Raw genomic sequence first — 7,674 nt, 5'->3', positions numbered from 1 at the left:
CCTGACCGCCGGTCTCAGCGAGCGCGAGCTGCGCCGCATCCGCGCCAGGCAGATCGGCGCGGTGACGCGGCTGATCCCGGTGACGATGGCTGTCACCATGCTCAACGTCGCCATCGTGCTGATCCTGTTCTGGGGCCGGGGCTGGAACGACTTCCTCGCAATCTGGGGCATGACGCTTTCCGTCACGGCCTCGCTGGCGGTGCGCGCGTGGCAGCGGTCGCATCAAGACCCGCCGCAGGAGGCCTCGCACCGCGCCGCGCGACAGATGATGCGGCAGGCCGTCTTCCTCGCCGCGATCTGGGGCATGCTGCCGCTGGCGCTGTTCAGCCGGATCGAGCCGACCAGCCAGCTCATCCTGGCCTGCCTGATGGTCGGCATGATGTCGGGCGGCGCCTTCACGCTCTCGACCTTCCCGCGCGCGGGCCTCGTCTATCTCGCCACCATGACGGTCGCCTGCACCGGCGCGCTGCTGCTGTGCGGCACCGGGCCCTATCTGGTAACCGCGGTGTTCCTGCTCCTGTTCGCGTTTTTCATGGCGCGCAACATCGTCTCGCAGGGCAATCTGTTCCTCGGCAATCTCAAGGCCCGGCTCGAACTGGAGCGGCAGACCGAGATCATCTCGCTGCTGCTGAAGGACTTCCAGGAGAACGCCAGCGACTGGCTATGGCAGACCGATGCCGAAGGGCATCTGGTCGACGTGCCCCAGCGCTTCGCCGATGTCGCGCAGCTGCCGCTTCCGCTGCTGAAGGGCTCGCATTTCGCCGACGTCCTCGACATGCTCTGCCCCGAGGACAAGTCCGCGGCCTACAACATCGTCGGCTTGATGGAGCACAACGAGCCGCTGCACGAGATGAACCTCAAGGTCGTTGCCGGCGGCGAGCCGCGGCTGTGGTCGCTGACCGCAAAGCCGGCCTATGACCGGGACGGCCAGTTCCTCGGCTATCGCGGCTTCGGCCGCGACGTCACCGAGCGCTGGCGCGCCGAAAAGGCCGAGGCCGAGAGCCGCGCCAAGTCCGACTTCCTCGCCGTGATGAGCCACGAGATCCGCACGCCCATGAACGGCGTGCTCGGGCTCGCCAGCATGCTGCTCGAAACGAAGCTCGATCCGGAGCAGCGCGAGGCCGTCACCACGATCCGCGAGTCCGGCGACAATCTGCAGCGCATCCTCAACGACATTCTCGACCTCTCCAAGCTTGAAGCCGGCCGCTTCCAGTTCGAGGCGATCGACTTCGCGCCGCAGGCGCTGGTCGAGACGGTCGCGACCGTCGCGCGCGCCAGCGCCAAGGCCAAGGGGATCGCAGTCAGGGTCGAGCTCGATCCGAACCTGCCGCCGACGCTGCGCGGCGACGTCGCGCGCATTCGCCAGGTGCTGCTCAATCTCGCCTCCAACGCGGTAAAGTTCACCGATGAGGGCGAGGTGACGATCGCGGCCACCTGCCAGGCGCGGCGCGATCTGCTTGCGACCGTCGAGTGGACGGTGACCGACAGCGGCATCGGCATTGCGCCCGAGAAGCTCGGCCAGTTGTTCAGCGACTTCGCCCAGGCCGACGCCTCGATCAGCCGCCGCTTCGGCGGCACGGGCCTTGGCCTTGCGATCTCCCGGCGCATCATCGAGCAGATGGGCGGCACGATCGGCGTCACCTCGGCGCCGGGCGAGGGCTCGACCTTCCGCTTCACGCTGGTGCTCCCCTGGAGCCAGGCACAGGCCTCCGATGCGGCGGCCGAGCGCGATGAGGCGGAGGAGCTGAAAGCCCGCATCGCCAGTCTCGATCGGCCACTCAAGGTGCTGGTCGCGGAGGACGATGCCGTCAACCGCATGGTTGTGAGCAAGATGCTGGGAGCTTTCGACGTCGAGCTGCGCGTCGTCGCCGACGGCGTCGAGGCCGTCGCGGCGGCTTCAGAGGGCGATTACGATGTCGTGCTGATGGACGTGCGCATGCCCGACATGGACGGTCTGGCCGCGACCCGTGCGATCCGCGCGCAGGGCGGCCGCTTCAAGGCCCTGCCGATCGTCGCGCTGACCGCCAACGCCTTCCCTGAAGACGTCAGGATCTGCCGCGAGGCGGGGATGTCCGACTTCCTGGCGAAGCCCCTACGCAAGCCGGCGCTGGTCGAGGCCTTGCTGCGCGCGCTGGACGGCCACACCGTGTCGGAGGACGTACCGCTTCAGCCGGCGCTGATGCCGGGCGACGTCGAGTGGACGGACGAAGAAAGACAGACGACCGGCTTGTGACCGGTCAGATCAGATCGAGAAGCTCGTCCCGCAGCCGCAGGACGCCGTCGCATTGGGATTGTTGACGCGGAACGAGGCGCCGATCAGATCGTCGACGAAGTCGACCTGCGAGCCCGCCAGAAAAGGCTGCGAGGCGGAATCGACCAGCACCACCGCGTTGTCCTGCTCAATCACAAGATCGTCGTCGGTGCGGGCCCGATCGATGTCGAACTTGTACTGGAAGCCGGAGCAGCCGCCGCCTTCGACCGAGATGCGCAGCATCGCGCCCGATCCTTCGCCCTTGAGGATCTCCCCAATCCGGCGTGCGGCCCGGTCACTGATGGTCACGGCAGTCGTCATTGCTGGTCTCCGATAGTCCCGCGGTCATACCAGGTTCATTTGGCCAATTCATTTGGTATCCCGCGCCTGGCATAGTTAAGTGCCACCATACGCAGAATCAAATGGATAGGGACTAAATTCGCCGTGTCCGTCGGAATGGCAGCCCCCCGCGCGCCCTATGCCTGCGACCCCGATCGCAGCCGCGGCCGGCTGGTCGCCGAGCCCCCGAGCCGGACCCGCAGCCCGTTCCGGCGGGATTGCGACCGGGTGATCCATTCCACCGCGTTCCGTCGCCTCAAATACAAGACCCAGGTGTTCGTGTTCCACGAGGGCGACCACTACCGCACCCGGCTGACCCATTCGCTGGAGGTGGCGCAGATCGCCCGCGCGCTGGCCCGGCAGCTCGGGCTGGATGAGGATCTCACCGAGACCCTGGCGCTCGCCCACGATCTCGGCCATCCGCCGTTCGGCCACGCCGGCGAGCGGGCGCTGGACGCGTGCCTGAAGGACTTTGGCGGCTTCGACCACAACGCCCAGACTTTGCGCGTCGTCGGTTCGCTGGAGCACCGTTATCCCGAGTTCGACGGGCTGAACCTGACCTGGGAATCGCTGGAGGGCATCGTCAAGCACAACGGCCCGCTGACCGATCGCAGCGGCGCGCCGGTCGGGCGCTATCGTGAGCACGGCGTTCCCGTGGGCATCGCCGACTACATTAAGGTCTACGATCTCGAATTGTGGAGCTTCGCTTCACTCGAAGCCCAGGTCGCCGCGATCGCCGACGACATCGCCTATGACGCCCACGACATCGACGACGGCCTGCGCGCCGGCCTGTTCGACCTCGATGATCTCAAGGTGATGCCGCTGACCGCGGAGATCATCGACGGGATCGCCGCCCATTATCCCGATCTCGAAGACGTCCGCCGAGGGGCTGAGCTGGTGCGCGAGCTGATTTCGCACCTGATCGGTGCGGTGTTTGCGGAGGCGCAGAAGAACCTCGCCGCCACCAGGCCGCAATCGGCCCAGGACGTCCGCCAGCTGAGCCGGGCGCTGATCGCGTTCCCGGCCGAGGTCGCCAAGGAGGAGGCCGCCATCAAGCGCTTCCTCTATCAGCACATGTACCGCCACAAGCGGGTGATGCGGGTGATGGGGGAGGCCGAGCAGATCCTGTTCGACCTGTTCGCCAAATACCTGAAATCGCCCGCCGAGCTGCCGCCGGAATGGCTGCTGGGGGCGCAAGGCGACGACGAGGGTGACCGGGCCCGGCGGATCGGCAATTTCATTGCCGGAATGACCGACCGTTTCGCCCTGACCGAGCACCAGCGGCTCTTTGACTCGACCCCGGATTTGCGTTAGGCGGCGGCCATGCCCCAGACATCCTCATCCCTGCATCTGTTCGCCGACGTGCTCGCACGCGTGCACGCCGCCTGCCGCGCGCTCGCGGCGGATTCCAGCTGGCCCGAGGGTATCGATTTCTCCCGCGTCGTGGTCGAGCCGCCGCGCGATGCCTCTCATGGCGACATGGCGACCAATGCTGCGATGGTGCTTGCGAAAGAGGCAAAGGCAAAGCCGCGCGATCTCGCCGAGCAGATCGCCGAGCGGCTGCGTGCAGACGCGCTGATCGCCAAGGTTGATGTCGCCGGCCCCGGCTTCATCAATCTGACGCTGAAGCCGGCCGCCTGGGCCGAGGCGCTGCGGACGGTGCTGCGCGAGGCCGCCGATTACGGCCGCGTCCGCGGTGGCTCCAAGGTCAATGTCGAATACGTCTCGGCCAACCCGACCGGGCCGATGCATGTCGGCCATTGCCGCGGCGCCGTGTTCGGCGATGCGCTTTCGAGCCTGCTCCAGTTCGCCGGCCACGACGTCACGCGCGAATATTACATCAACGATGCCGGCGCGCAGGTGGACGTGCTCGCGCGCTCTGCCTTCCTCAGATATCGCGAGGCGCTCGGTGAGGACATCGGTGCCATTCCGGAAGGCCTCTATCCTGGCGACTATCTGAAGCCGGTCGGGCAGGCGCTTGCGAAGGAATACGGCGACAAGCTGCTGGCGAAGAGTGAGGCCGAGTGGCTGCCGACCGTGCGCGCCAAGGCGATCGCGATGATGATGGATGAGATCAAGGACGATCTCGCTGCCCTCAACATCCGCCACGATGTGTTCTTCTCGGAGCGTTCACTGATCGAGGCCGGGAACAACAAGGTCGCCGAGACCATCGATTTCCTGAAAGCCAAGGGCGATATCTATGAAGGCCGCTTGCCGCCGCCGAAGGGTGCGCCGGTCGAGGACTGGGAAGACCGCGAGCAACTGCTGTTCAAGGCGACCGCCTACGGCGACGACGTCGATCGTCCGCTGATCAAGTCGGACAATTCCTACACCTACTTCGCCTCCGACATCGCCTACCACAAGAACAAGTTCGACCGCGGTTTTGCGGAGATGATCGACGTCTGGGGCGCCGATCATGGCGGCTACATCAAGCGCATGCAGGCGGCGGTGAAGGCGACGACCTCGGGCAAAGGCTCGCTCGACGTCAAGATCGTTCAGCTCGTGAAGCTGTTGCGCAACGGCGAGCCGGTGAAAATGTCGAAGCGGAGCGGGGACTTCGTCACCTTGCGTGAGGTGGTGGATGAAGTCGGCCAGGATGCCGTCCGCTTCATGATGCTCTACCGCAAGAACGACGCGGTGCTCGATTTCGACCTCGCCAAGGTCATGGAACAGTCGCGCGACAATCCCGTGTTCTACGTCCAGTACGGCCATGCCCGCGGCCACTCGATCTTCCGCAACGCCCGGGCCGAGGTGTTCCCGAATCTCCCCGAAGATGCCGGCGAGCGCATCGCCTGGCTCAGCGAGTCGGCCGTGGAACGGCTGTCCGACCCCGTGGAACTCGAGCTTCTCAAGCGCCTTGCAATTTATCCGCGGATGCTGGAGGCGGCCGCCGCGGCACATGAGCCGCACCGAATTGCCTTCTATCTCTATGACTTAGCGAGCGAATTTCACGCACTTTGGACGAAGGGGCGCGATTTGCCCTATTTACGCTTCATTATCAATAATGATGCAGATCTAACAAAGGCGCGACTGGCCATGGTCCAGGGCGTCGTCTCTGTCCTGGCATCGGGCCTCGCCATCCTCGGCGTCCATGCTCCGGACGAGATGCGGTAGTTTGGGGCGAACTACTTAAGGGAAATTCGGGGGTAACCGGCAGAAGCCGGATCGCTTAGACTTGGTTGAATGCCTTGTGGGTCGAAAGCCGTGCCTTGGTCGAGGGGCGCGCGGTTTTCCCGAAGGGACGCATCATCACGATGGCCGAACGATATCACGACAGACCGTTTCCTTCCGATGACTATGGTCGCGGCGGCGATCAGCATGCGAAGGCCGAAAATGATCCGTTGGCCGAACTCGCCCGCCTGATCGGACAGACCGATCCGTTCGCCGCGCAGGCCCGGCCCGCCGCGCAGCCGCCGGCAGCACCAACCCAGAGCTATCAGGACGACGGCTATGGTCAGGACGACTATCAGCAGCACTATGCCGAGCCGGCTCCGCCGCCTCCGTCCGGGCCGCCGTCATGGATGCGCCGCGCCAACGTGCAGCCGCAGCCCGCGCCGGAGCCGGATTATCCGGTTTCCGTAAGCCCGGTTCATCCGTTGCATCGCTATTCCTCCCAGCCGGCCGCGCCCGCGCCTGAGATCCATCAGCAGGATCAGGCCTATCAAGGTCAGGTCTATCAGGATGAGGCCTACCCGTCGCAGGATCAGGGCTATCAGCAACAGGCCTACCAGGAGCCGTATCAGCAGCCCGATCCGTCGCGCTACGACGATGCGCTCTATGGACGGCTGGAGGCGGGCGAGCAGGACTATCAGCGCGATCCGGCCTATCCGGACGACCCTTACGCATTCCAGAGCGACTATCCCGAGGCGGATCTCGACGAGCCGAAAAAACAACGCGGTGGCATGATGACGGTCGCGGCGATCCTGGCGCTTGCGGTGGTCGGCACCGGCGCGGCGTTCGCCTACAAGACCTATGTGGGCTCCCCCCGCAGCGGCGAGCCGCCGATCATCAAGGCCGACAACACCCCGACCAAGATCGTGCCGGCGCCGACGGATTCGTCGGCCAAGGTGCCGGATCGCATGATCACCGGCGACGGCACCGAGAAGATCGTGCCGCGCGAGGAGGCGCCTGTCGACGTCAACGCCAGGGCGGGTGGTCCCCGCGTGGTGTTCCCGCCGCTGAACCAGAACGCGAATCCGCCATCGGTGGCGAGCGTGTCGCCGTCGACGGTGCCGCCGCCGATCGCGGGGCCGGCGCCGAGCAACGGCACGCTGCCGAACAATTCGCCGCGCCCGATCAGGACCGTGGCCGTGAAGGGTGATCAGACCGACAGCGCCGCGCCGCAATCGGCCGCTGCCAAGCCGGCAGCGGCGGCGCCGAAGCCCGTTGCTGCGCCCGCGGCACCAGCCGCGCCGCGTAGTCCGCCAACCTCGGCCAATGCCAGCGCCAATCAGCCGCTCTCGCTCGCGCCGCAATCGACACCCGCTGCCGAGCCGCCGCAGCGGATGGCTGCGACCAATCCGACGCAAATTGCGCCTGCGAGCAGCGGTGGTGGCGGCTTCATCGTCCAGGTCTCTTCGCAGCAGACCGAGGACAGCGCTCACGCCTCCTACCGGGTGCTTCAGGGCAAGTACGGCAGCGTGCTCGGATCGCGTTCACCGGTGATCAAGCGGGTGGATCTCACCGACAAGGGCAAGGGGATCGTCTATCGCGCGTTCGCCGGTCCCTACGCCTCGGCCGAAGAAGCGACGCAGGCTTGCAACAACCTGAAGGCGGCCGGCTTGCCGACCTGCTTCATCCAGAGGAATTAACGGCCGTTTCCTTGACCCTCTCGCGGGGCAGGGTTAATCGGCCGTTATGAGCACGCGGGCCTTCATTACCGGCGTATCCGGAACCGAACTGACCGCCGCCGAGCGGGAGTTCATCCGTGCCGAACGCCCATGGGGCTTCATCCTGTTCAAGCGCAATGTCGCGACCCCGGCGCAAGTTGCTGCGCTGGTTGCGGAATTGCGGGCGGTTGCGAATGCGCCGGATGCCCCGGTCCTGATCGACCAGGAGGGCGGACGGGTGCAGCGGCTGGGCCC

Annotated in this window: 5 protein-coding genes and 1 pseudogene; 5 read left to right on the top strand and 1 reads right to left on the bottom strand. The window is 65.9% G+C overall.

Going from position 1 to position 7,674, the window contains the following annotated elements:
- The coding region (locus tag A5906_RS22465; protein ID WP_245326851.1) for a hybrid sensor histidine kinase/response regulator at positions 1–2,233 on the top strand (2,233 nt) is incomplete at its 5' end.
- A gap of 9 nt (positions 2,234–2,242) precedes the next feature.
- On the opposite strand, the gene erpA is transcribed toward A5906_RS22465, so the two are convergent.
- Complete coding sequence (erpA, locus tag A5906_RS22460; RefSeq protein WP_025036472.1) at positions 2,243–2,572, bottom strand: iron-sulfur cluster insertion protein ErpA; 330 nt, start codon at positions 2,570–2,572, stop codon at positions 2,243–2,245.
- Positions 2,573–2,695: 123 nt separating this feature from the next.
- On the opposite strand from erpA, the gene A5906_RS22455 reads away from it, so the two are divergent.
- The 4 genes and pseudogenes from A5906_RS22455 to A5906_RS44810 form a co-directional block, all read left to right on the top strand.
- The gene (locus tag A5906_RS22455) at positions 2,696–3,904 is read left to right on the top strand and encodes a deoxyguanosinetriphosphate triphosphohydrolase (RefSeq protein WP_136615414.1); all 1,209 of its coding nucleotides are present in this window, start codon (positions 2,696–2,698) and stop codon (positions 3,902–3,904) included.
- Between the two features lie 9 nt (positions 3,905–3,913).
- Positions 3,914–5,704 (top strand): arginine--tRNA ligase, encoded by a 1,791-nt coding sequence (gene argS, locus A5906_RS22450; protein ID WP_080137488.1) that lies wholly within the window; start codon positions 3,914–3,916, stop codon positions 5,702–5,704.
- A 140-nt stretch (positions 5,705–5,844) separates the two neighbouring features.
- Positions 5,845–7,401, top strand: a complete 1,557-nt coding sequence (locus A5906_RS22445; RefSeq protein WP_080137566.1) for an SPOR domain-containing protein — start codon at positions 5,845–5,847, stop codon at positions 7,399–7,401.
- Positions 7,402–7,447: 46 nt separating this feature from the next.
- Positions 7,448–7,674, top strand: a pseudogene (locus A5906_RS44810) (beta-hexosaminidase); the annotation flags it as partial.

Origin of the sequence: Bradyrhizobium sacchari (assembly GCF_002068095.1) — a bacterium.
In the GTDB taxonomy this organism is placed as follows: domain Bacteria; phylum Pseudomonadota; class Alphaproteobacteria; order Rhizobiales; family Xanthobacteraceae; genus Bradyrhizobium; species Bradyrhizobium sacchari.
This window is presented reverse-complemented; position numbering and strand designations above follow the sequence as displayed.